This is a genomic window from Maricaulis alexandrii (assembly GCF_005871165.1).
Classification (GTDB): Bacteria; Pseudomonadota; Alphaproteobacteria; order Caulobacterales; family Maricaulaceae; genus Maricaulis; species Maricaulis alexandrii.
The window spans coordinates 48488-68991 of the sequence record NZ_SWKP01000010.1 but is presented as its reverse complement, the minus strand read 5'-3'; the positions used below and the strand labels follow the sequence as shown (position 1 = coordinate 68991).

The following is a 20504-nucleotide window of genomic DNA, read 5'->3' as shown; positions in this document are numbered from 1 at the left end:
GCATTAGTCCAGCGTCCGTCGGTATCTCAGCATGGCCAGCGTCGCGATCACGGCGAAGATGACGGCCAGCGGCCAGATGTCGTGGATCACGTCCCGGAAACCCGCCCCCTTGAGCATGATCGAGCGCACGGCGTGGATGAAATGCGTGGTGGGCAGGGCCTGGCCCAGTGTCTGGGCCCAGGCGGGCATGCCGGCAAAGGGGAACATGAAGCCGGACAGGAGGATGGAGGGCAGGAAGATGAAGAAGGTCATCTGCATGGCTTGCATCTGGCTGCGCGCCACGGTCGAAAACAAAAAGCCCAACGAGAGATTGACCAGGATGAAGAGCGAGACCGCTGCCAGGAAGGCGAACGGGGAGCCCAGGAAGGGCACACCGAACAGGAGGCGCGCGCCGGCCAGCAGGATCGCCACCTGGATCGAGCCGACAAAGACATAGGGCGTGATCTTGCCGATCATCACCTCATGCGGTCTCGTCGGGGTGGCCAACAGCGTCTCCAGAGTGCCGCGCTCGGCTTCCCGGGTGAGCGCCATGGAGGTCATCATCGCCATCGTCATGGTCAGGATGACACCCAGCAGGCCCGGCACGATATTGAGCGCGGTACGTCCCGCCGGATTGTAACGGCGGTGGATGACGGTCTGCACCGGCGGACTCATCTCGCCCAGCAAGGGGGCAAGCGCCTCCTGAACCAGGGTCGGGAAGGCGCCGGCTCCGGTCCCGGCCGCGACCGGGTCGGAGGCGTCCGCGTCCAGCAGGATTTGCGGCCGGTCCCCGCGCAGAAGATCACGTTCGAAATTGGGGGGAATGGTCACCACGAAGAGGACGTCCCCGCTCTGCAGCGCGCTCTCGGTCTCTTCGGCGGAGGTGGTGAGGCCGATCAGGTCGAAATACTCTGAGGTCTCCATCGCCTGGGTGATGGCGCGGCTGGCCGGGCCGTTATCGCCCATCTCAACCAGGGTTGGCAGATTCCGAGGGTCTGTATTGATCGCATAGCCGAACAGAAGGAGCTGCATGACCGGAATGCCGACCATCATGCCGAAGGTCAGCCGGTCGCGGAGCATCTGGATGAACTCCTTGCCCATGATGGCGAGAATCCGGGACAGGCTGGTCACTGGAAATTGTCCTCCGACCCGGTCATCAGCCAGATGAAGGCTTCTTCCAGCCCGGTCTTGGCCTTCTCCACGATCAGGCCGTCCTGTCCGCGATACGGTGCAATGGCGCGCTCCAGCCGCTCGGCATCGCGTCCGGAGACATGCAGGGCGGAGCCGAAACGGGCGATCTGGTCGACACCATCCGCGCCGTGCAGGGCATCATAGATGGGCTGCAGGCCCTTGCCTTCGATGCGCCAGGTGATGAGGCCGACCCGTTCGGGAATGTCGGCGGAGGGCGCGTCGATCAGCTTCCGCCCATAGGCGATGAAGGCAATGTTGTCGCACTGGACCGCCTCATCCATGTAGTGGGTGGAGACCAGCACGGTGACGCCTTTGCGCGCCAGCACCCGGATCCGGTCCCAGAAGTCCCGGCGCGCCTTGGGGTCGACCCCGGCCGTCGGTTCGTCCAGCAGGAGTAGGCCGGGATCGTGCATCGACGCGGCGGCGAGGGCGAGGCGCTGTTTCCAACCGCCCGACAGCGTGTCCGCCAGCTGGTTGGCACGCGGGGCGAGGGCGTATTCCTCCAGCGCGGCCTCGACCACGGATGTCGTGTTTTTCAGCGCATGCAGGCGCGCCATGAAAGTCAGGTTTTCGCGGACGGTCAGATCGCCGTAGAGCGAGAATTTCTGCGTCATGTAGCCGACGCGCGATTTGATCTCGCGGCTCTCGCGGATGATGTCATGGCCCAGCGCCGTGCCGCCACCGGCATCGGGTTTCAAAAGGCCGCACATCATCCGGATCGTGGTCGTCTTGCCCGATCCGTTCGGACCCAGGAAGCCGTAAATCTTGCCGCGCGGCACCTGCATGGAGAAGTCGTCAACGACGGTCTTGTCGCCAAAGCGTTTGGTCAGGCCCTGCACATCAATGGCGAGCGCTTCGCTCATGGTTGCGGCTCGAAGCGGAGCGGGGTGCCCGGTGGCGGCGGCGTGCCGTCGAACAGGGCCTCGGCGCGCCAGACCAGGCGTGAGCGTTCATTGTCCGAATAGATCACCGGCGGGGTGAATTCGGCCGCGTCGGCGAGGGTGGAAATCCGGGCGGTAAGGCCGGGCTCGCAGGAATCGCAGGTCACGCTCAGCCGGGTGCCCACAGGCAGGGCGGCCAGGCGGGGTTCCGGGATGAAGAGCAGGGCATGAACCGCCCCGTCCGGCAAAAGCTCATAGACCGGTTGTGCCGGTCCCGCCATTTCACCGGTGAAGCGGATCTGCCGATGGATGTGCCCATTGGCGGGCGCATGGACGGCGCGCCGGGCCTGCAGGTCCGCCAGTCGGTCCCGTTCAGCCTGGGCCGCCTGGATGTCGGCCTGCAGTGCGCGCAGCGCATTCTCGCGCGCGGGCAATTGGACCAGGCTAAGGCGCTGGCGCATTTCCGCCACGCGGGCCCGGGCAGCCTGGTCGGCGGTTTCCGCCTGGTCGAGACGGGCCTGGCTGACATGGCCCTGGGTGAAGAGGTCCTGCGTGCGCTCCAGGGCTTCGCCGGTATCGCGGGCGGCGGCCTGGGCCTGGATCAGCTGATCGTGCGCGGCGGCAATCTCCGGGGCCCGGGCGCCGGCAGCCGCATCGTCGAAGCGGGCCGTGGCCGCTTCCAAACGCGCTTGGGCGGCTTGCACGGCAGCGGTTTCCTGGCGGTCATCCAGGCGGAAGAGCAAATCCCCCTGCTGGACAGGCGCACCCTCGGCGGCATGCGTTTGAGTGATGCGTCCGGCTGTGTCCGGAGCGAGGGCGATGAAGTCGCCCTCGGCATAGCCGTGCAGGCTTTGGTCCGCTTCCCCATTGCAGGATGACAGGGCCAATGCGGTCCCCAAGATGAGCGGGATCAGGATGGGATGGCGCATCAAGCGGCCTCCTCACGCGGGACCAGGCCGAACAGGATCAGGTCGCACAGGGCATCGGCCATCTCGGCCGGGTCGGTGATGTCCTTGGGCGGCAGGTCGAAGATCGTCGTCAGCACCATGTGCGCGATGCAGGGACCGCCCATGACGCGCATCAGGGCATCCCGGTCGACCGGCCGGAAATGACCGGACGCGACCCCGGCCTCCAGCAGGCGCCCCATGGCGCGCCGGGCAATGTCCAGCACCTGGCTGCGGTAGTGGGCGGCAATCTCCGGCGAGCGGCCGGCCTCAGTCAGGACCAGGCGCGGCGCCGCGGAAATGTCCGGATCGGACATGGCGGTCAGCAGCATGCGGATCAGGCTGCGCAGGGCCGTTTCCGGATCGCCGGGCGCGCCGATGGCGACGAGTTGTTCGGCCGCCCGGGCCAGCTTTCCGGCCGATTGCTCGACCAGCGCATTCAGCATGGCATCCTTGGACGGGAAGTAGAGATAGACCGCGCCCTTGGAGAGGCCGGCGCGCTTCGCGATGTCTTCGACGCGGGCCTGGGCAAAGCCCTGTTCACCGAACACGGCGAGGGCGGCATCCAGGATTTCGTCGGGTCGGGCTTCGGGGCGGCGTTTGCGAGCGGTCTGGGGCATGAGCGCGTTATAACTGACCGGTCAGTCAGTAACAAGGCGGAATCCGGATCCATAAACTTCTGGGAGGTGGCCGCCGAAACGGCGTAGTCAGGGTGCAGGGAGATGACCATGTTCGAGACCTATTACACTGCCCTTCACATCCTGATCGCGCCGGCCTGGCTGTTGCTGGCCTTTGCGCCGGGCTGGGTGTGGACCCGACGCGTGGTGCACACGGCGCTCTTTCCGCTCATCCTGGCGGCGATCTATCTGAGTTTTCTCAGCGCGGGCGTGCTGTTCGGGCAGGCGCATGACGAGGCGGGCATGGCCTCGCTGGCGGCCGTGATGGCGCTGTTTTCCCATCCGGTCGGCGTGCTGACGGGCTGGACGCACTTCCTCGTCTTCGACCTGTTTGTCGGCGCCTGGATTGCCCGGGATGCGCTGCGGGCCGGATTGTCGAAATGGATTGTCCTGCCCGCCCTGGTCTTCACTCTCATGTTCGGGCCGCTGGGGCTGGCGATCTATCTCCTCACGCGCAAGCTCAGTGGCAAGGGCGGCTGGTCGCTGGACGAGCAGCCGGTCTAACGCCGCTTGGGCAGCTTGCCGTCGCGGCGCGGGCTTTCACCTTTTTTGAGTTTCCAGCGTTTCAGCAATCCGTCGACCGGGTGGACATAGAGCTTGCCGGGTGCGGGTTGGCCATCGCCCCAGGTCCAGAGATAGGGCCAGACCCATTCGCCGTCGCGGCCAATCGACGGGCGCAGGACGAAATCGTCCAGGTGCTCCAGCACGTGCTGCTTCACCGTGTGACCCGGGTCCAGATGCGCCCCGATTTCGGCCCGGACCTTGTTCCAGGGCCGTCCGACCTGCTGGCCGAGATAGCGTTTCAGCGGGGCGAGATTCTCGTTGAGATGTTTGGTGCTGGTGCCATTTTCCATGCGCTGGCGTTTCAGGCCCTGCTTCTTGGCCAGATTGTCGCCGGCGCGGTTGAGCTTGCCGCGGGAGAGTTTGCGGGTGCGCCAGCCCCGGCGGGGGCGTTCGACGATCACCTTGAACATGTCTTCGCGCATCACATCCTCCCGCGGGAAAGCGGGCAGGGCCTTGCGGCCCTACCCTTTCACACACACGACCTGTTTGAGCGTGTGGACCACGTCCACCAGGTCACTCTGCGCCGCCATCACCGCGTCGATGTCCTTGTAGGCCATCGGCGTTTCATCGATGACGCCGGCATCCTTCCGGCATTCCACCCCCTGTGTCGCCTTGCGGTGATCGGCGAGGGTGAAGCTCTGCTTGGCCTTGGCCCGGGACATGGTCCGACCCGCCCCGTGCGAGCAGGAGCAGAAGCTGTCGGCCACGCCCTTGCCGCGCACGATGAAGGAGCGCGCGCCCATGGAGCCGGGAATGATCCCCAGCTCGCCCTCGCGGGCCGAGACGGCGCCCTTCCGGGTGAGCCAGACATTGGCCCCGAAATGGTGTTCCTGCGCCACGTAATTATGGTGGCAGTTCACCGCGGCCTTGTCGGTCTTGAACCGGCCCAGCGTGGTGCGGAGCGCGCCGAGGACGCGCGCCATCATCACTTCCCGGTTCTCACGGGCATAATCCTGGGCCCAGCCCACGGCCTCGACATAGTCGTCGAACAGGGGCTCGCCCTCGATGAAGAAGGCGAGGTCCTTGTCCGGCACATGGAAGTCCAGCACCCGGCGGGCGAGCTCTTCACGGGCCCGCTCGATGAAATAGGTGCCGATCATGTTGCCGGTGCCCCGGGAGCCGGAGTGCAGCATCACCCAGACACGATCCTCTTCGTCGAGGCAGAGCTCGATGAAATGGTTGCCGCCGCCCAGCGTGCCGAGCTGGCCGTCCACCTTGTGGGTGCCGATCTTCTTGTGCTTGGCCTTGATCACGGCGAGCCGCTCCATCAGGCCGGAGGCCTCCAGATGCGTGTCCACGCTCGAAGGCTTGGTGCGGTGATCCCCGCCCTTGCCATTGCCGACCGGGATGGTCCGCTCGATGGCATCACGGCTGGCCTTCAGGCTGTCCGGCAAGTGCCGCGCCGTCAGGCTCGTCCGCACCGCCATCATGCCGCAGCCGATATCCACGCCGACCGCCGCCGGAATGATCGCGCCCTTGGTCGGGATCACCGAACCCACGGTCGCGCCCCGCCCGAAATGGACGTCGGGCATGGCCGCGACATGGCTGTGCACGAAGGGCAGGCCGGCGACATTGCGCAACTGGTCCACGGCGCTGTCCTCGACGGGAACGCCCTTGGTCCAGGCCTTGATCAGGCCGGTGTCGGTTTCGATGGCTTCAAATGCGGTACGCATGACTCTCTCCCCGCTTGCCGGCGGGACCTTTCTCTTTCGTGTCTGTTCTGATTGGGCGATGCCCCATGGGGAGGATGCGCGTTGGGGGCGCGCATCCTCCCGGGGCTGTTCCAGGCGGCCATTTGGGGGAAGGGCGGCCAGCCGGAACAAAAAAGCCCTCCTCGAGCGGCGCTCGGGAGGGCGGGTCACCGGGACTGTGTCGGACAGTCTACCGGGTGATCTGCGATCCCTGCGCGCGCATGCGGGCGAACGACCAATAGGTCGTGCCGTCGAGGCGATATGTACGCTGAACCTGGTTCATGCTCGTCTCTGTCTGCGCGCCCGTTGCGGGCGGGTGGTTGATCGGGATGCGGCTTATGACGGTGCTGGCTGACAGGTTCAAGCGAAATCGGAACGGCGCATACGGCTATTCAGAGGTCTGTTGTCTTTATGCAACAAGAGCGGGTGTCTCGCGCGTGGTTGCAAGCCGGCCCTGCGCCGCGTCACGCTTGACGCTGTGCGGCTTCCCCTCTACCTCGCACGGCTTCTGTCTCTCCCTAAAAGAAAGTGATCCCGATGTCTGTCGCCGATCTTGCCCAAAACGCGAAAGCCTGGCCGTTTGAACAAGCGCGCCTGCTGAAAAAGCGTCTGGACAAGATGGGCCGAAAATCGGGGCCGGTCGTGTTCGAGACCGGCTATGGCCCGTCGGGCCTCCCGCACATGGGGACATTCGGTGAAGTCGTGCGTACCACCATGGTGCTGCGCGCCTTCGATGCGCTGACCGGCGGCACCTATGAGCCCAAGCTGATCTGCGTCTCCGACGACATGGACGGGATGCGCAAGGTTCCGGACAATCTCCCGCAGCAGGACATGCTGGCCGAGCACCTGCAAAAACCGCTGACCGAAGTGCCGGACCCGTTCGGCACGGCGAGCTCCTATGGCGACCACATGAATGGCCGTCTCAAGGGCTTCCTGGACAGTTTCGGCTTCACCTATGAGTTCAAGTCCGCGACCGAGCTCTACAAGTCCGGCGCCTATGACGCGATGCTGCTGAAGGCGGCCCAGAAGTATGACGCCATCATGGATGTCATGCTGCCGACGCTGGGGGCGGAACGCCAGGCGACCTATTCGCCCTTCTTGCCGATCTCGCCGAAGACGGGCCGGGTCCTCTATGTCCCGATGAAGGCCGTCGACGCCGAGGCCGGCACGGTCACCTTCGATGACGAGGATGGCGAGGAGACGACGCTGCCGGTGACCGGCGGCCATGTGAAGCTGCAGTGGAAGCCGGACTTCGGCATGCGCTGGGCCGCCCTGGGCGTCGATTTCGAGATGTTCGGCAAGGACCACCAGACCAATGCGCCGATCTATTCGCGCATCTGCCGCATCCTGGGCGCCGAGCCGCCGACGCAATTCGTCTACGAGCTCTTCCTCGACCAGAAGGGCGAGAAGATCTCCAAGTCCAAGGGCAACGGGCTCTCGGTCGAGGACTGGCTGAAATACGCGCCCCAGCAATCGCTGGCCTATTACAACTTCGTCAAGCCGAAGACGGCCAAGCGCTTGTATTTCGACGTCATCCCGAAAGCGGTGGACGAGTACATGCAGCACCTGGCCGCCTATCACGGCCAGACGCCGGACAAGCAGCTGGAAAACCCGGCCTGGCACATTCATGACGGTCACCCGCCGCAGGATGCCTCGCCGATTTCCTTTGCGCTCCTGCTGAACCTGGCCTCGGCCGCCTCCGCCCACTCCACCGATGTGATGTGGGGCTTTATCGGCCGCTATGTCGAAGGCGCGACGCCGGAGACCCATCCGCTGCTGGACGCGCTGGCCGGCTTTGCCGTCCAGTATTTCCAGGACTTCGTCGAACCGACCAAATCCTTCCGCGCCCCCACCGAGATGGAGCGCGCCGCCATGGAAGACCTGCTGGCCCGTCTCAAGGCCATGCCGGCCGACACGCGGGATGGGGCCATGATCCAGGACGAGGTGTTCGCCGCCGGCAAGACGCAGGAATTCGAAAACCTGCGCGACTGGTTCCAGGCGCTCTATGAAACCCTGCTCGGCCAGTCCCAGGGCCCGCGCTTCGGCTCTTTCGTCGCCATTTACGGCGTCCCGCAGACCATCGCGCTGATCGAAAAGGCGCTGGCGGGTGAGCTGGTAAAGGGCTGATCGGAAAAGGGAATTTGAAAAGGCCCGCTCGGCGGGCCTTTTCTTTCTGCGTAAATGTCAAAGAAATCATACACAATGTCTTGCATTCCAGACATCAGTGTGTGTAAAAAATACCAGACACAGAGACTGGAGTTTTTGACATGAGTTTTCACGAGAAGAGCAATCTGGCCATGCTGGTCATCATGATCGGCGTCTACGGCTGGTATTTCACCACGTCCATCATCGACGTTATGGGCGGGATGTCGCCGGAAGCCGCGCTGGCCGTCACCAATATCAAGATGATCGTCACCGTTCTGGGTGTGGTTGCCGCCTCGATCGTCGTCCACATCGCCATCGCGATTGCCGCTCCGTCGGAAGCCGATGACACGTCGGATGAGCGTGACAAGCTGATCGAGATGCGCGGCGACCAGCGCGGCGGTTTTGTCCTGGCCCTGTTTGCCCTGCTGGCGATGGGGTCGGCGATGACGGCCCAACCCTACTACCTGGTCGCCAATCTGATCCTGGGCGGTCTGGTGGCTGGTGAGATCGTCAAGGCGGTGTCCAAACTGGTCGACTATCGCCGGGGGGTCTGAGCCATGGCCAAACCGACCCTCATCACTAATGAGATCCGCACCCTGCGCTTCCACGCCGATGAAATGAGCCAGGCGGATCTCGCCAAGGCGATCGGCGTGACCCGCCAGACCGTGATCGCCATCGAACAGGGCAAATACTCGCCCTCCCTGGAAGTCGCCTTCAAGATCGCCCGGGTCTTCAAGGTGGGTCTGGAAGAGGTGTTCCAGTATCCGGAGGTGTAACCCCACCCCCTCTCGCCTTCCGGGGAGAGGGGGGCTGAAAGTCCCGATCACCACTATTTGTCATCCCTGACGGATGCCCCCGACTTGATCGGGGCGCAGATCAGGGACCCACTTTGCCTCGTGGCACGATGGGTCCCGGTTCTATGCCCCGCTTTCGCGGGGCGACCGACCGGGATGACAAGTGGATCAGCATCTATTTCGTCATCCCAACGGAACTGAAAGCGGGCATCCCGGGGAATGACGGAGTTTAAGAGGGCAAAGACCTTCGTTCTGTCACCCGCATCGCCACCGCCGTATCCGGCTGCAGGGTGATCTTCAGCACCGGGAGCGGATCCCTGTCCTCGGCATAGTCGAAGCGCAGTTTGCGCAGGAGGCAGGCCATGACGATCACCATTTCCATCATGGCGAAGCGGGCGCCGATGCAGACGCGGGGGCCGATGCCGAAGGGCAGATAGGCATCACGGGGGATGTCCTTGGCGGCCTCGCCCAGGAAGCGGTCCGGCAGGAAGGCATTGGGCTGGTCCCAGATATCGCGCTGGCGGTGCAGCAGCCAGGTGGCGACCACGACATCCGTTCCGCCCGGCACCGGCACGCCGCAGACCAGATCCCATTCCTTCGAGGTCCGGGCGAGGATCGGGGCGGAGGGGTAGAGCCGGAGGCTTTCCTTCAGCACGGCCTCGGTCCAGGGCAGGAGACGGGTCCAGTCGGCCGGATCGGTTTCGTCCAGCGGGGCCGCATCGATCTCCGCTTCCAGCTTTTGGCGCGTCTCTTCATCCCGCGAGAGGAGATAAAGCGTCCAGGCCAGGCTGCGCGCCGTGGTCTCATGACCGGCGGCCAGGAAGGTGAGGAGATTGTCCGTTACCGCCTCATCATCGAGGCCGGCGCCCAGCAAAAGGTCGAGGAAGTCGGCGGCGCGGCCTTCCTCTTCCGGGGATGGCCGGGCGCGGCGCGCCACAGCGACCCGGGTCACCTGGCGGCGCAGATCCTCGATTACGCGGCGGGCCTTGGCCTGGCCGATGCGCGGGATCCAGCCGGGCAGATGGATGAGGTCGAACGGGTGCGGCACACCGCTCAGCTCCAGCAGGACGTGGATGCCTTGTGTGAACTCGGCCTTGTCCAGCGCCTCATCGCCGGAGAAGAGCGTCTCCATCAACACATCCAGGGTCAGATCGACCATGAATTGGGCCATGGGTTCGGTCTGGCCGTCCTTCTGCGCGAGCCGGTCCGTGGTGTCCTCGCAGACCTGCCGGATCAGCGGGGCAAAGGCATTGACCTCGCGCGGCGTGAAGACCGGGGAGACGGCCTTGCGGGCCTTTTTCCAGGTCTCGCCTTCCGCCGTCAGCAGGCCGTCGCGCAGGAAGGGTTTCAGCACCGCCTGGCGCAGCGGGTTCATCGTGAAATTGTCCGCCCGCGTGACAAAGCAGTGATGGATGCCCTCCGGGTCGGAGAGCAGCAGGTTGGAGCGTCCCAGAAAGCGGAAGGGCGCCATGCGGATGGAGAAATGGTGCTCGCCCCAGACCTCCAGCGGATTGCGCCGCATTGCCTTGAAATAGGTCAGATAGTCCGACAGGCGCAGCTTGCCGAGCGCGGAATATTTGGCATAGGGCGGGCGGGGCGGTTCAAAAGCCTCGGGCATGGCAACTCCTTGCCGGGACAAGACTAGGCCGATGGGACGGCCTGGCCATGCGCGAATGGTCGCGGTGGAACGCTATTGGCTGGCCCAGAGGATGCGGGCGATCCAGTCGATCTCGCTGAGCGCGATCTTCTGGGTGGGCCGGTCGGCGCGGATCGGCTGCAGGACCACCTGCTTCACGCCATGCTCACCCAGTTCAAAGGCCTCCAGCCCGGTCTCGCGATGCTTGACCAGGACACGGTCACCGGGGCGCAACGGACTGTCCGGCGCCACGATCAGCCGGTCGCCGCGGCGATAGACCGGGCGCATGCTGTCATCCTCCACGGTCAGGGCGTAGGCGCTTTCCGCGCCCGGGCCGGGAAAGGCGATCCGCGTCCAGCTTTCCCCGGACGGGCGGCCGCCCGCATCGAAGGCAGCCGGTGAATCCTCGCTCAGACTGCGCGCCTGCACACCGGTCATGACGGGCACGCCGGTCATCAGGCCGACAAAGCCGGCCAGATCCATATGCGCGGCGCTCAGGGCTTTCGCCAGGCTTTCCGTGGAAGGCCATCGCGGCTTGCTTCCGTCGCGGGAGGCGCGCTTGGACGGGTTGAACGTCGTGGAATCCAGACCGGCCCGCCGGGCCAATCCGGAGGGGCTGGTCTGGGCATGGGCCGCAAGGCGATCAATGCCGCGCCAGATTTGCTCGTGTGTGAACATGACGCCATCATAAGCGAGCGGAGGTTGTAGGAAAACGGTCCGCGTGCGTTTGGCGCACTTGCCTGTCATCGCGACCGGGGATAACCCCAAGACCATGACCCCGACAAAAGCCTTTCGACTCGCCAATCCGGAACGCTGGGCCGCTGCCATGATGGAGGGCCGGTTCGCCGGAGACCCGCATGATGTGGCCGATGGCTTCATCCACCTGTCCGCCGCGGCGCAGGTCGAGGGCACGCTGGTCAAGCACTATAACGAGCATGAGCGGCTTCTCCTCGTCGAGATCGATCTTGAGGCGCTGGGGGATACGGTGAAATGGGAGGTCTCGCGGGGCGGGGAGAAATTCCCCCATGTCTATGGCGAGATCCCGGCCAGCGCGGTGCGCGGCCTGCGCCATGTCCGGCGCAATGAGGACGGGGACTGGGTCCTGCCCTCCGACCTGGAGCGCGACTGACATGCTGCACGATCTGGCCACCGTCCTTCTGCGGGGATTCGACCCGGAACAGGCGCACAAGCTTTCCCTCCTGGGGCTGACGGCCGGGCTCGGCCCGAAAGACCGGAAGTCCGATGATCCTGTTCTGGCGACGAAGCTGGCCGGTATCGATCTGAGCAATCCGCTCGGCCTGGCCGCCGGGTTCGACAAGAATGCCGATGCGCCCGATGCGCTTCTGGCGATGGGGTTCGGCTTTGTCGAATGCGGCGCGGTGACACCGCGCGCCCAGGACGGCAAGCCGCGGCCGCGGATCTTCCGGTTGGAGGAAGACGAGGCTGTGATCAACCGGATGGGCTTTCCCAATAAGGGGCTCGACCGGTTCCGGGGCAAGCTGGAGGCGCGTGCCGCGCAGCCCGGGCTCGTCGGCGTCAATCTCGGTGCCAATCTGGATAGCGAAGACCGGATTGCCGACTATGTCGCCTGTCTGGACGCCCTGAAGGGTCTGGCCGGCTTCTTCACGGTCAATGTGTCCTCGCCCAATACGCCGGGCCTGCGCACGCTGCAGGAATCCGGCGCGCTGGACGATCTGCTCGCTCGGGTCGCGGCAGTGCGGGATGCCGCTCCGGTCTTCCTCAAGGTCGCGCCGGATATCGAGGACAGCGAAGCCGCCGACATGGTCGATGCCGTGCGTCGCCATGCGCTGGACGGCGTGATCGTCTCGAACACGTCCATCACGCGTCCGGATACGCTTCAGAGTGCGAAAATGGGTGAGGCGGGCGGTTTGTCCGGTCCGCCGATTTTCGAGCGCTCGACCGAGCTGGTCCGGGAATTCCGCCGTGCGGCCGGACCGGATCTGGCCATTATCGGCGTGGGCGGGATCGACAGTGCGGATACGGCCTATGCCAAGATCCGCGCGGGCGCGAATGCGCTGCAGCTCTACACGGCGCTGGTCTATCACGGGCCGGGTCTGATCCGGGAGATCAAGGACGGACTGGTCGAGCGGCTCAAATCCGACGGGTTTATGTGCGTCAGCGACGCGGTCGGCACCGGCTAGCGCAACCGGCGCTCCAGGGCCGGATAGGCCACACCCAGGGCCGCAGCCCGGGCGATGTAGAACAATACGAAAGCCGCCCAGACACCGTGATTGCCGAAGGCCGGCGACAGCAGGGCGTCCGCGGCCAGATAGACGGCCACGGCTGCAATTCCGGCATTGCGCAGGATCTTGCCGCTGGTCGTGCCGATGAAAATCCCGTCCAGCAGCCAGGCGGCTGCGCCCATGAAGGGCACCACGGCGCACCAGGGCAGATAGGTGATCGCGGCCTGCAGGGCGGCCTCGTCATCAATGACGGCGCTCAGGACATCCGCGCCGAACAGATAGGTCAGCCCGGCGAAAATGGCGCCGGCCGCGAACATGGGCTCCCCGGTCAGGCGTACGGCGCGGCGCAATTCGGTCAGGGATTTGCGTCCGAAGGCGCGGCCGGCCTCGGTCTCGGCGACAAAGGCGAACGCATCCAGCACGAAGGCCCACAGCGAGATCACCTGCAGCAGGACATGATTGCCGGCGAGTGGCGCCGTGCCCTGGCGGGCGCCGGCATTGGCAAACCAGGTGAAGCCGATCACCAGGCACCAGGTGCGGATCATCAGGTTGAGATTGACCTGGAACAGCTCGGACAGGGCTTTCGGTGCCAGCAGGCGGCTGCGGTCCAGAACGCCCTTGGCCCAGCCTTTCTGGTGGCGAAGGGCGAGGCCGGCGAGGCCCAGCGCTGCGGCCAGGCCCGCCCACTCTGCGATCGCCGTGGCAGCCCCGACCCCGCCGGGCCCGTAGCCCAGACCCAGGACGAACCAGAGATCGAGGCCGATATTGACGGCACTGAACAGGATATAGATGGCCAGCGTGGCGGCATTGCGCCCCAGTCCGATCAGCCAGCCGGACAGGGCGAAGGTCGCCAGGGCAGCCGGGGCGCCCCAGGCGCGGGCGAGAAGATAGTCGGCGCCCTTGGATTCGACGGTCTCTGTGCCTTGCAGGATGGCAAAGCCGGCCCAGGCGATCACGTCCCGCAGCGCCCACACGGCGACGCCGAGCAGGCTGGCAATGGCCAAGGCGCGAAGCAGGATGCGTTGGGCTTCTGCGGTCTCTCCGGCGCCATCGGCCTGGGCGGTCAGCCCGGTCGTGCCCATGCGCAGGAAGTAGAAGCTCCAATAGAAGACGGAGAAGACGGCGCTTCCCAGTGCCACGCCGCCGAGGTCGGCGGTATCACCGGAAAGGCCGAGAACGAATGTATCCGCGACACCCGCGAGCGGGACGGCCGCATTGGCGAAAACCAGGGGCCAGGCGCGTTTGATGACATCGGTTCGGGTGAGCGGGGCAGTGGACATCCCGCGCACCTAGCCCGGCCGCAAGGGCCGGGCAAGGTTGGCGTGTATTTTCGCCGGGCAGACCTAGTTGTTCAGGGCGATCTGCTGCGAGGCGGCCTCGGCCGGCACGACGCCGCGGGCGACGTCCAGCTGGTTCATGGCGTGTGCCGTGGTTTCGCGCACGCACTGGCGCAGCGTGTAGGAGCGCAGCAGGTCGCTCATGACACGGTCGCGGCAGACATCGGTGGCGGCTTCTTCGATCTGGGCTTCCAGGGCGGCGAGGCCGGCCGGGCTGTTCAGGTCATAGGCGGCCAGTTCGATGGCAACGCTTTCGGACGGCTGCTCGGCCAGGGCGACCGGAGCGGAGGCGAGGGCAACAAGGGCGGCGAGAGCAAAAGTGCGCATGTCGAAACTCCTAAATCTGTTCGGCGATGCGTCCTTGCATGGCCGTTGGACATAAGACTGACAATGCTTGGTGGGAATTTCCAGTGCGCTGCAGCAAAAAATGGTGCACTGCGATAATACAAATATGTATGGGGTCGCTGGCACGCTCTTGGCACACCCGCACAACCAACTGATTTCAGGACATTTCCCGGCTCAGACGTCGCAGACGCCGTCGCGGCATTTCTGCCGCGGACGGTAGGGTGCAAGCCAGCGATACAGGACATCCAGGGGAATGCGTATGGGGGCGGGGCGGGTCAGGAGGGCCAGCCAGCGCCATCCCGGCACTCGCTCCCAGATCGCGATGAAGGCTTTCCAGCCCGTCTCCACGCGACCATCCGGCAGGCGCACGTGGAGCGCCGCCAGGGCCGCCTCGCGGTCGACATCGTCGGGCAGATCACCATTGCAATCGTGCAGGCGGATGATGTGGTCGCCATGGCGCGCATAGCGGTTCATCTCCATGCGGCAGATCGGGCAGAGCGCGTCGTAATAGGCGATGAGGGGGCCGTTGGTGTCCATGCCTTGAAGACTAGGACGACGGCCGGGCTGACGGGATGAGGCATCCCGTCGCGGTGCGAGCCGAGTCAGCCCCGGCACGGCTCGCCGGCGGCGCGGCTCACTATTGCGGCCGGACCAGGGTGAAGGCCATGCGGGGCCCCTGCGTCGAGACCTCGGCAATGCGCTGGTCGAGGCGGAAATCGGCTTCTTCGAGGATGAGCTCGGTGCACATGCGTTCGGCGCGGACGCGGTCCAGACCCCGCAGGGCGCGTTGCTGGCACAGCCGGTCGGCGGCGTCGCGGAGCTCGGCCCGGATCTCGGCCACAGCGTTCGGATTGTGGAGGTCCGTCGCGTTGAAGCGAACGGTTTCAACCTGCCGGTTGGGATCAGCGGCCAGGGCGGCGGGGGCGAGACAGGCCAGGGACACGGTCGCGGCCATCAGGGTCTTCATCATGGGGGGCTCCTGTTCATGAACGGCAGGAACACACCATGCGTCCCTCACCGCAGGAGCCAGACTGTCAGGGAGCAGATAACCCCAGCATGGCAACCGGACGAATTCGACGTCAGCCACAGGTCACAAACTTGCGGATCGGTAACGGGGCCGTCAGCTCTCTTCGTCCGCGCCCTGCGGCGTGATCAGGAAGTGACCATGCAGGGTCGCGACCGGGGCTTCGGTCCGGCCCTGCCATGCCTCCACCCGCACATTGGCCACGCGGCGGCCGGAGCGGGCGACGATGGCACGGGCATAGACATCCTGGGCCCGGGCCGGACGCAGATAGTCGATGGCGACATCGATCGGCCGCGGCAGGCGCGCCATGGGCTGGCTGACCAGGAGCGAGGCCGAGGCCACCACTTCCATGAAGGCCCCCACCGCCCCGCCATGCAGGGCCGGGATCAGCGGATTGCCGACCAGTTTGTCGGTAAAGGGCAGCACGCCGGTGAGCTCCGTGCCCTTCTGCTCGATCCGGACCCCGATGCGCGAGACAAAGGGCGTGGCAAGCAGCGTGTCGAGAAGGGCCTGGCTCATGACTTGGCGTCCTTGAAGGCTTCATAGGCGCGCTTGTGGGCCGCCTTGGAGGCGCCCGAGATCATGAAGGCCGCCTGGGCGATGGCGACCGGATCATCCGGATCACCGTCATGCGCGGTGGCGCGCACGAAGGCGACCAGGCCATGGGATTTCAGGCAGTGCGCTTCCGCGGTGATGTCACAGCCGGGCTTGGCCGGTCGCATGTAATCGATCCGCAGGTCCAGCGTCGCCGGCGTGTGCCGGGCGCCCAGCCCCCCGAAGGCAGCGATGCCGCAGCAATGGTCCAGCAGGGCCGTGATCACGCCGCCATGCAGCGTGCCGGTTTCCGGATCGCCCACCAGGTCTTCCGAATAGGGCGTGGTCATCACGGCCCGGTCCCGGGTTATCTCCGCGATCTTGAAGCCGAGCGAGACGGCATAGGGTGCGCCGTCGACAATCAGCGGGGCGAGCGCATCCAGACGCTTCTGGAATTCAGCGGGATCGTCGGGGGAGTCAGGGTCCATGAGGCGGGCCGTATTGCGAGCAGACCCGACCTTGATAGGTCATGCCCCGGCAGACGGCCAAACGGTTTTAACCGCGGCGCATCCGCTTCTCGACGACCTGTTCCAGACCGGTCACGACCGGTTCACGCAGCGGATTGCCGTCCTCGGCCATGCGCGACAATTGGGAAATCGCGGCGCGGTGCATGGTCGCGACTTCTTCCTCGACCAGTGTGTAGGCCTTGATGTGCGCGATGAAGCGCTGCAGGGAGCGGGCGACGCGAATGGCCAGCGGGTCGCCGGTCAATTGCATTTCCTGGACGAGCGAAACGGCCGCAGCGCGGGCGGCCTGCATCGGGGTCGTGAGCCCCGCTTCCACATCCGCCATCCGCTTGTAACTGGGACCGGCGGCGTGGCGCTTGCGGCGCCGGCGGTCAGGGCCGGTAAAGCGTGGCGACTGGATGAAGTCGCGCGGTTTTTCCCGCACGGAGGTCAGCCGGTGCTGGATCGTGTTCGGGGCGACCGGCGTGATGATGAATTCACTGACGCCGGCATCCCGGGCGCGCTCGATTTCCTGGCGCGGGCGCGGCTGGGAAATCATGATGACCGGCATTTCGCGCAGGACGGCATCATTCATGTCGCGAATGCGGCGGATCAGGCGCAGCCGGTCTTCCGCCGGCGTGCTGGCATCATTCCAGTCGGAAACGAGAACGCCGGGCAGTCGTTCACTCATCATCTCCACGGCGCTGTCGGCGCAGCGGGCCACATGGACATCATTGCGGCCGGCATCGCGCAGCAGCGAGACCAGGATGGAGCGCATGAACGGATTGGATTGGAGCAGAAGCGGCGCACGGTTCGGCGACCAGGCATCCGCCTGGACAAGGGCGTTGGTTACGCCCGGAAAGCTTTCCGCCCGTTCGATCATTGGGACGGTTTAGGTCAAATCTGTTGATATCTTCCAAAGGCCGGTGGTTAACGCGAGATGTTCAAAGCGTTTTTGCCAGCTCCGGCCTAAGAGCGTCCCGTGGCCCGGATGATCCGGAAGACAATCCAGATCGGGATCACGAGAACCGCTCCCAGCAGGAAGTACTCCACGGCCCAGCCGGCACTGTCGATGATGAAGTCGGCAAAGCGGGTCCAGCTTTCCGCCAGCGTGCCGAAGAAGTCGATCCACAGATCCCGCGGATTGACGTTCAGCGCGGCCAGCAGGAAGCCCGCCAGCACGCACAGCAGGACCAGGCGGACAATGTCCTTGGTGGAGAAGCTGACGAGGCGCTGCACGAAAGTGCGGCGCTCATTGCCGGAGGTCGAAGAATTCACGCTCGGTTCGGTCATGGCTTCACTCTACCTCCAAATAAGGCGCAATCGGGGCGGTGACGCCCCGATTGCGGTCTGATGCGCTATGCCTTTTTCGCGATGTTGACGCGATGCGGGTAGGGAATGGAAATATCGTTCTTGTCGAAGGCTTCCTTGACGTTCTTGAGGCCGTCGAAATGGACGCCCCAATAGTCTCCGGTATTCACCCAGACGCGGGCCGCCAGGTCCACAGACGACTCGCCATGGGCCGTCACGGCCAGGAAGATGTCCGGATCGCGGTGCACGCGTTCATCGGCCATCAGCGTGTCCTTGATGACCGCCATCGCCTTGTCGATATCGTCGCCGTAATCGATCGAGAAGGTGAAATCGACGCGGCGGGTCGGGTTGGCGCTGTAATTGGTGATCACATCGCCCCAGGCCTGGCCGTTGGGAATGATGATCTTCTTGTTGTCGCCGGTGGCGAGGACCGTGGTGAACAGGTTCACATCCTTCACCGAACCGGACACGCCGGCCACTTCCACCCAGTCACCGAGTGCATAGGGGCGGAAGGCGATGATCATCACGCCGGCGGCAATGTTCGACAGCGTGCCCTGCAGGGCAAAGCCGATGGCCAGGGTGATGGCACCGAGGGCCGCCACCATGCTGGTCGTCTCGACGCCGAACTTGCCGAGGACGGCAATGATCACGATGGCGATGACGGCGTAATAGACGATGGAGGCAAAGAAATTGCCCAGCGTGTCGTCGAGGCGCTCCGAACTGGCGGCCATTTTCCGGACGGCGCCGCGGGCCCAGCCGGCCACGATGAGGCCGACGATCAGGAACAAGGCAGCCAGGATCAGATTGGTCCCGGCGGCAATGCCCCGCTCGGCCAGAACGGCCATGGTTTCCGGATTGAGGAATTCCTCGAGATTCATCGCACATGCCCCTCTGCAAGCGTTTCAACCCGCTACTAGCACCCTTCCCCGGATTGGGGAATGCTTATGTCGCGGGGGCGGGCACGCCTTCATTGGTATCGCGGACAATGGTGATTTTCTGCCAGATCTTGGCGGACATGTTCGCCGTCAGGCTCTCGATATCATTGACCGAGGCGATGACGACCGGGTCGCGCGAGCTTTGGGCATACAGAGCGGCGATCTTGCCGGCCATGCTCAGAGCCTCGGCGCAATAGTCGAGATAGCGGGTCAGTTCGAAATCGCTCATCTCGCGGTGGGGTGAGGCCGTCGTGCGGGGGCCCAGGCGCAGAAGGGCAATCGGATCCTTGGTCAGCTGGTGCATGTCGATCACGTGCGCGATGGAACGCAATTCGTGCAGATCATCCAGCGCCAGGGAGCGTTTCAGCCTTTCCTCCACCCGGGTCAGGGTGAAGATCGCCACCGCGGTCAGGATGACAATGTTCAGACCGGCCTCGACGCCTTCGAACACGGTGTAGATATCGGCCTGGGTGCCATCGACATCGACCCAGTTGAACAGGCCCCGGCCGACCAGGACGAGGGCGGTGATGGCCAGAAGGACGGCGAGAATCGTACCGCTTCGCAGGAAGAAATAGGGACGTGCGAGCCGTTCGCTCCGGCGCCGGTCGCGCTTGCCCAGCTCGATGAGCTCGAGAATGACATTGTTCAGGCTGGCCTCGGGAAAGCGTTCGCGCACGCGCGCGGCCAGCCGTTCCAGGGTTTCAACGATATGCTCCGAGTTCAATGAGCTGAATGGCAAATAATCCCCCCATGCCAATTGGTCCGTTTCTACCTCATGTCGTTGCGACTGTCGTGGCCGCAACTGTGGCCGATGTGGCCGCCACGATCATGGCGGTCTGGGCGGCCAGAATGGCGGCAAGGTCGCGCGCGGCGGCAATCGGTGCGACATCGCCGCGGTCTGCCAGGGTCAGGCGCAAGGCCAGCTTGGCCGCCACATCACTGGACAGGCGCAGGGACTTGTCGGCCTTGAGCGCCTGATAGGTCTGGACCAGCGCCTTGCCGATGTCCGGCCCATTGCCGTGCGCAGCCGCAACGGCCAGCCCGGTCTTGCCGATCCCGCTGCGCAGGGCGCCATGCTTGCGCAATCCCTTGGTCAGGGACTCCCAGGCCGGGCCGATGGCTTCCGGATCGTATTTCTGGAAGGCGATCTCGCAGGCGGCGGCTTCCGCAGCCGCCTTGGGAATCCCGGCCTCACGCAGGGATTGGCGGGCCGAGCTGAGATAGCGCAGCGCATCATCCGGGGTTTCGCCCAGGCCGGCGAAGATCGCGGCGACGACTTCCTCCCGGCCGGCATCGCGCCGCCACCAGGGGGCCGCGATCGCTTCCAGGATGTCGTAGAAACTGTCGGCCTGATGGCCTTGTCCGCCGGAAGAGACCAGTGCCAGAGCCGCGCAGGCCCCGCCATGCATGAGATGCCGGCCGCCCCGCGCCTTGCGACGTTCGGCCAGCGCAGCACGGGCGGCAAAGAAGTGTTCGGAAGTCCGGCCGCTGGCGGCCAGGGCGGCGGCAAAGACCAGACGCATGGACTTGGCCGGCGAGCGCCAAGCGCCCAGGCCTTCATTCAGCTGGTCCCGGATGGCGAAGGCCCGTTCGGCTTGCAGAGCTGCATCGGTGTCGGTGGACAGGCTGGCGAGCGCCGAAAACTGGGCATAAAGCTTCATGCCGCGTCCGGCGCGTTCCACAAAGGCGCGATCCAGCGCCTTGTACCGTTCGATGGCGGTCCCAGTCATTCCCACGTCCCTCACGCTACAAAGTTTCGCCGGCAAGCATGGCGAAAACGGGGCGGTGATGGCAGGGGGACGCTCC

General features: G+C 65.1%; 25 protein-coding genes. 6 read left to right on the top strand and 19 right to left on the bottom strand.

The genetic code is table 11. From position 1 onward, the window contains the following. Positions 1 to 3: 3 nt before the first annotated feature. The 4 genes from FCS99_RS14705 to FCS99_RS14690 are packed head-to-tail and all read right to left on the bottom strand — an operon-like array spanning position 4 to position 3615. The gene (locus FCS99_RS14705) at positions 4 to 1110 is read right to left on the bottom strand and encodes an ABC transporter permease (RefSeq protein ID WP_138513912.1); all 1107 of its coding nucleotides are present in this window, start codon (positions 1108 to 1110) and stop codon (positions 4 to 6) included. After that, positions 1107 to 2033 carry an ABC transporter ATP-binding protein gene (locus FCS99_RS14700; RefSeq protein WP_138513910.1) on the bottom strand — a complete coding sequence of 309 codons (927 nt, stop codon included), beginning with the start codon at positions 2031 to 2033 and terminating at the stop codon, positions 1107 to 1109. Before FCS99_RS14700 ends, FCS99_RS14705 begins: the two co-directional genes overlap by 4 nt. Further along, positions 2030 to 2980, bottom strand: a complete 951-nt coding sequence (locus FCS99_RS14695) for an HlyD family secretion protein (RefSeq protein WP_138513908.1) — start codon at positions 2978 to 2980, stop codon at positions 2030 to 2032. The genes FCS99_RS14700 and FCS99_RS14695 overlap by 4 nt, the downstream gene beginning before the upstream one ends. After that, positions 2980 to 3615, bottom strand: coding sequence for a TetR/AcrR family transcriptional regulator (locus FCS99_RS14690; protein ID WP_138513906.1), 636 nt, complete (start codon positions 3613 to 3615; stop codon positions 2980 to 2982). The genes FCS99_RS14695 and FCS99_RS14690 overlap by 1 nt, the downstream gene beginning before the upstream one ends. Before the next feature lie 108 nt (positions 3616 to 3723). On the opposite strand from FCS99_RS14690, the gene FCS99_RS14685 reads away from it, so the two are divergent. Then, positions 3724 to 4176 carry an ABA4-like family protein gene (locus FCS99_RS14685; RefSeq protein WP_138513905.1) on the top strand — a complete coding sequence of 151 codons (453 nt, stop codon included), beginning with the start codon at positions 3724 to 3726 and terminating at the stop codon, positions 4174 to 4176. Here FCS99_RS14685 and FCS99_RS14680 read toward each other — a convergent pair. Together FCS99_RS14680 and FCS99_RS14675 are read right to left on the bottom strand one after the other, a co-directional pair. Next, positions 4173 to 4658 (bottom strand): hypothetical protein, encoded by a 486-nt coding sequence (locus FCS99_RS14680; protein WP_138513903.1) that lies wholly within the window; start codon positions 4656 to 4658, stop codon positions 4173 to 4175. The genes FCS99_RS14685 and FCS99_RS14680 overlap by 4 nt on opposite strands. 39 nt (positions 4659 to 4697) lie before the next feature. After that, positions 4698 to 5909, bottom strand: a complete 1212-nt coding sequence (locus FCS99_RS14675) for an RtcB family protein (protein WP_138513900.1) — start codon at positions 5907 to 5909, stop codon at positions 4698 to 4700. Positions 5910 to 6464: 555 nt separating this feature from the next. Here FCS99_RS14675 and FCS99_RS14670 point away from each other — a divergent pair. The 3 genes from FCS99_RS14670 to FCS99_RS14660 all read left to right on the top strand — a co-directional run bounded on the left by FCS99_RS14670 (position 6465) and on the right by FCS99_RS14660 (position 8848). Beyond that, entirely contained in the window at positions 6465 to 8054 is a 1590-nt protein-coding gene (locus tag FCS99_RS14670) for a lysine--tRNA ligase (protein WP_138513898.1), read from the top strand. Between the two features lie 140 nt (positions 8055 to 8194). Then, positions 8195 to 8626 carry a hypothetical protein gene (locus tag FCS99_RS14665; protein ID WP_138513896.1) on the top strand — a complete coding sequence of 144 codons (432 nt, stop codon included), beginning with the start codon at positions 8195 to 8197 and terminating at the stop codon, positions 8624 to 8626. 3 nt (positions 8627 to 8629) lie between these two features. Then, positions 8630 to 8848 carry a helix-turn-helix transcriptional regulator gene (locus FCS99_RS14660; protein WP_138513894.1) on the top strand — a complete coding sequence of 73 codons (219 nt, stop codon included), beginning with the start codon at positions 8630 to 8632 and terminating at the stop codon, positions 8846 to 8848. Between the two features lie 247 nt (positions 8849 to 9095). Here the strand turns inward: FCS99_RS14660 and FCS99_RS14655 are convergent, their stop codons facing one another. Further along, positions 9096 to 10484: a cytochrome P450 gene (locus FCS99_RS14655; protein WP_138513892.1), complete on the bottom strand. Its 1389-nt coding sequence runs from the start codon at positions 10482 to 10484 to the stop codon at positions 9096 to 9098. A gap of 72 nt (positions 10485 to 10556) precedes the next feature. Beyond that, positions 10557 to 11180, bottom strand: coding sequence for a S24 family peptidase (locus FCS99_RS14650; RefSeq protein WP_138513890.1), 624 nt, complete (start codon positions 11178 to 11180; stop codon positions 10557 to 10559). Between the two features lie 94 nt (positions 11181 to 11274). Between FCS99_RS14650 and FCS99_RS14645 the strand changes: the two genes are divergently transcribed. Next, entirely contained in the window at positions 11275 to 11631 is a 357-nt protein-coding gene (locus tag FCS99_RS14645; RefSeq protein ID WP_138513888.1) for a DUF952 domain-containing protein, read from the top strand. Position 11632: 1 nt separating this feature from the next. Beyond that, positions 11633 to 12664: a quinone-dependent dihydroorotate dehydrogenase gene (locus FCS99_RS14640; protein ID WP_138513886.1), complete on the top strand. Its 1032-nt coding sequence runs from the start codon at positions 11633 to 11635 to the stop codon at positions 12662 to 12664. Here the strand turns inward: FCS99_RS14640 and FCS99_RS14635 are convergent. The 11 genes from FCS99_RS14635 to FCS99_RS14585 form a co-directional block, all read right to left on the bottom strand. After that, complete coding sequence (locus FCS99_RS14635; protein ID WP_138513884.1) at positions 12661 to 13986, bottom strand: MATE family efflux transporter; 1326 nt, start codon at positions 13984 to 13986, stop codon at positions 12661 to 12663. The genes FCS99_RS14640 and FCS99_RS14635 overlap by 4 nt on opposite strands. 63 nt (positions 13987 to 14049) lie before the next feature. Then, on the bottom strand, positions 14050 to 14370 hold the full coding sequence (locus FCS99_RS14630) for a UrcA family protein (RefSeq protein WP_138513882.1): 321 nt from the start codon (positions 14368 to 14370) through the stop codon (positions 14050 to 14052). 192 nt (positions 14371 to 14562) lie between these two features. Next, on the bottom strand, positions 14563 to 14925 hold the full coding sequence (locus FCS99_RS14625; protein WP_138513880.1) for a thiol-disulfide oxidoreductase DCC family protein: 363 nt from the start codon (positions 14923 to 14925) through the stop codon (positions 14563 to 14565). A 100-nt stretch (positions 14926 to 15025) separates the two neighbouring features. Beyond that, entirely contained in the window at positions 15026 to 15358 is a 333-nt protein-coding gene (locus tag FCS99_RS14620; protein ID WP_138513878.1) for a UrcA family protein, read from the bottom strand. 150 nt (positions 15359 to 15508) lie between these two features. Then, positions 15509 to 15931: a PaaI family thioesterase gene (locus FCS99_RS14615; protein ID WP_138513876.1), complete on the bottom strand. Its 423-nt coding sequence runs from the start codon at positions 15929 to 15931 to the stop codon at positions 15509 to 15511. Continuing rightward, entirely contained in the window at positions 15928 to 16434 is a 507-nt protein-coding gene (locus FCS99_RS14610) for a PaaI family thioesterase (protein ID WP_138513874.1), read from the bottom strand. The genes FCS99_RS14615 and FCS99_RS14610 overlap by 4 nt, the downstream gene beginning before the upstream one ends. A gap of 67 nt (positions 16435 to 16501) precedes the next feature. Further along, positions 16502 to 17335, bottom strand: a complete 834-nt coding sequence (locus tag FCS99_RS14605) for a response regulator (protein WP_138513872.1) — start codon at positions 17333 to 17335, stop codon at positions 16502 to 16504. An 86-nt stretch (positions 17336 to 17421) separates the two neighbouring features. Beyond that, positions 17422 to 17745 carry a DUF6460 domain-containing protein gene (locus tag FCS99_RS14600; protein ID WP_138513870.1) on the bottom strand — a complete coding sequence of 108 codons (324 nt, stop codon included), beginning with the start codon at positions 17743 to 17745 and terminating at the stop codon, positions 17422 to 17424. Between the two features lie 65 nt (positions 17746 to 17810). Further along, positions 17811 to 18641, bottom strand: coding sequence for a mechanosensitive ion channel family protein (locus FCS99_RS14595; RefSeq protein WP_138513868.1), 831 nt, complete (start codon positions 18639 to 18641; stop codon positions 17811 to 17813). 64 nt (positions 18642 to 18705) lie between these two features. Next, entirely contained in the window at positions 18706 to 19437 is a 732-nt protein-coding gene (locus FCS99_RS14590; protein ID WP_138513866.1) for a hypothetical protein, read from the bottom strand. Positions 19438 to 19471: 34 nt separating this feature from the next. After that, positions 19472 to 20428: a hypothetical protein gene (locus FCS99_RS14585; RefSeq protein WP_138513864.1), complete on the bottom strand. Its 957-nt coding sequence runs from the start codon at positions 20426 to 20428 to the stop codon at positions 19472 to 19474. Positions 20429 to 20504: the final 76 nt, after the last annotated feature.

Excerpts from the sequence above, each read along its gene's own strand:
- FCS99_RS14700 (WP_138513910.1), bottom strand. The coding sequence starts at position 2,033 with ATGAGCGAAGCGCTCGCCATTGATGTGCAGGGCCTGACCAAACGCTTT.
- FCS99_RS14695 (WP_138513908.1), bottom strand. The coding sequence starts at position 2,980 with ATGCGCCATCCCATCCTGATCCCGCTCATCTTGGGGACCGCATTGGCC.
- FCS99_RS14690 (WP_138513906.1), bottom strand. The coding sequence starts at position 3,615 with ATGCCCCAGACCGCTCGCAAACGCCGCCCCGAAGCCCGACCCGACGAA.
- FCS99_RS14685 (WP_138513905.1), top strand. The coding sequence starts at position 3,724 with ATGTTCGAGACCTATTACACTGCCCTTCACATCCTGATCGCGCCGGCC.
- FCS99_RS14680 (WP_138513903.1), bottom strand. The coding sequence starts at position 4,658 with ATGCGCGAAGACATGTTCAAGGTGATCGTCGAACGCCCCCGCCGGGGC.
- FCS99_RS14675 (WP_138513900.1), bottom strand. The coding sequence starts at position 5,909 with ATGCGTACCGCATTTGAAGCCATCGAAACCGACACCGGCCTGATCAAG.
- FCS99_RS14670 (WP_138513898.1), top strand. The coding sequence starts at position 6,465 with ATGTCTGTCGCCGATCTTGCCCAAAACGCGAAAGCCTGGCCGTTTGAA.
- FCS99_RS14665 (WP_138513896.1), top strand. The coding sequence starts at position 8,195 with ATGAGTTTTCACGAGAAGAGCAATCTGGCCATGCTGGTCATCATGATC.
- FCS99_RS14660 (WP_138513894.1), top strand. The coding sequence starts at position 8,630 with ATGGCCAAACCGACCCTCATCACTAATGAGATCCGCACCCTGCGCTTC.
- FCS99_RS14655 (WP_138513892.1), bottom strand. The coding sequence starts at position 10,484 with ATGCCCGAGGCTTTTGAACCGCCCCGCCCGCCCTATGCCAAATATTCC.
- FCS99_RS14650 (WP_138513890.1), bottom strand. The coding sequence starts at position 11,180 with ATGTTCACACACGAGCAAATCTGGCGCGGCATTGATCGCCTTGCGGCC.
- FCS99_RS14645 (WP_138513888.1), top strand. The coding sequence starts at position 11,275 with ATGACCCCGACAAAAGCCTTTCGACTCGCCAATCCGGAACGCTGGGCC.
- FCS99_RS14640 (WP_138513886.1), top strand. The coding sequence starts at position 11,633 with ATGCTGCACGATCTGGCCACCGTCCTTCTGCGGGGATTCGACCCGGAA.
- FCS99_RS14635 (WP_138513884.1), bottom strand. The coding sequence starts at position 13,986 with ATGTCCACTGCCCCGCTCACCCGAACCGATGTCATCAAACGCGCCTGG.
- FCS99_RS14630 (WP_138513882.1), bottom strand. The coding sequence starts at position 14,370 with ATGCGCACTTTTGCTCTCGCCGCCCTTGTTGCCCTCGCCTCCGCTCCG.
- FCS99_RS14625 (WP_138513880.1), bottom strand. The coding sequence starts at position 14,925 with ATGGACACCAACGGCCCCCTCATCGCCTATTACGACGCGCTCTGCCCG.
- FCS99_RS14620 (WP_138513878.1), bottom strand. The coding sequence starts at position 15,358 with ATGATGAAGACCCTGATGGCCGCGACCGTGTCCCTGGCCTGTCTCGCC.
- FCS99_RS14615 (WP_138513876.1), bottom strand. The coding sequence starts at position 15,931 with ATGAGCCAGGCCCTTCTCGACACGCTGCTTGCCACGCCCTTTGTCTCG.
- FCS99_RS14610 (WP_138513874.1), bottom strand. The coding sequence starts at position 16,434 with ATGGACCCTGACTCCCCCGACGATCCCGCTGAATTCCAGAAGCGTCTG.
- FCS99_RS14605 (WP_138513872.1), bottom strand. The coding sequence starts at position 17,335 with ATGATCGAACGGGCGGAAAGCTTTCCGGGCGTAACCAACGCCCTTGTC.
- FCS99_RS14600 (WP_138513870.1), bottom strand. The coding sequence starts at position 17,745 with ATGACCGAACCGAGCGTGAATTCTTCGACCTCCGGCAATGAGCGCCGC.
- FCS99_RS14595 (WP_138513868.1), bottom strand. The coding sequence starts at position 18,641 with ATGAATCTCGAGGAATTCCTCAATCCGGAAACCATGGCCGTTCTGGCC.
- FCS99_RS14585 (WP_138513864.1), bottom strand. The coding sequence starts at position 20,428 with ATGACTGGGACCGCCATCGAACGGTACAAGGCGCTGGATCGCGCCTTT.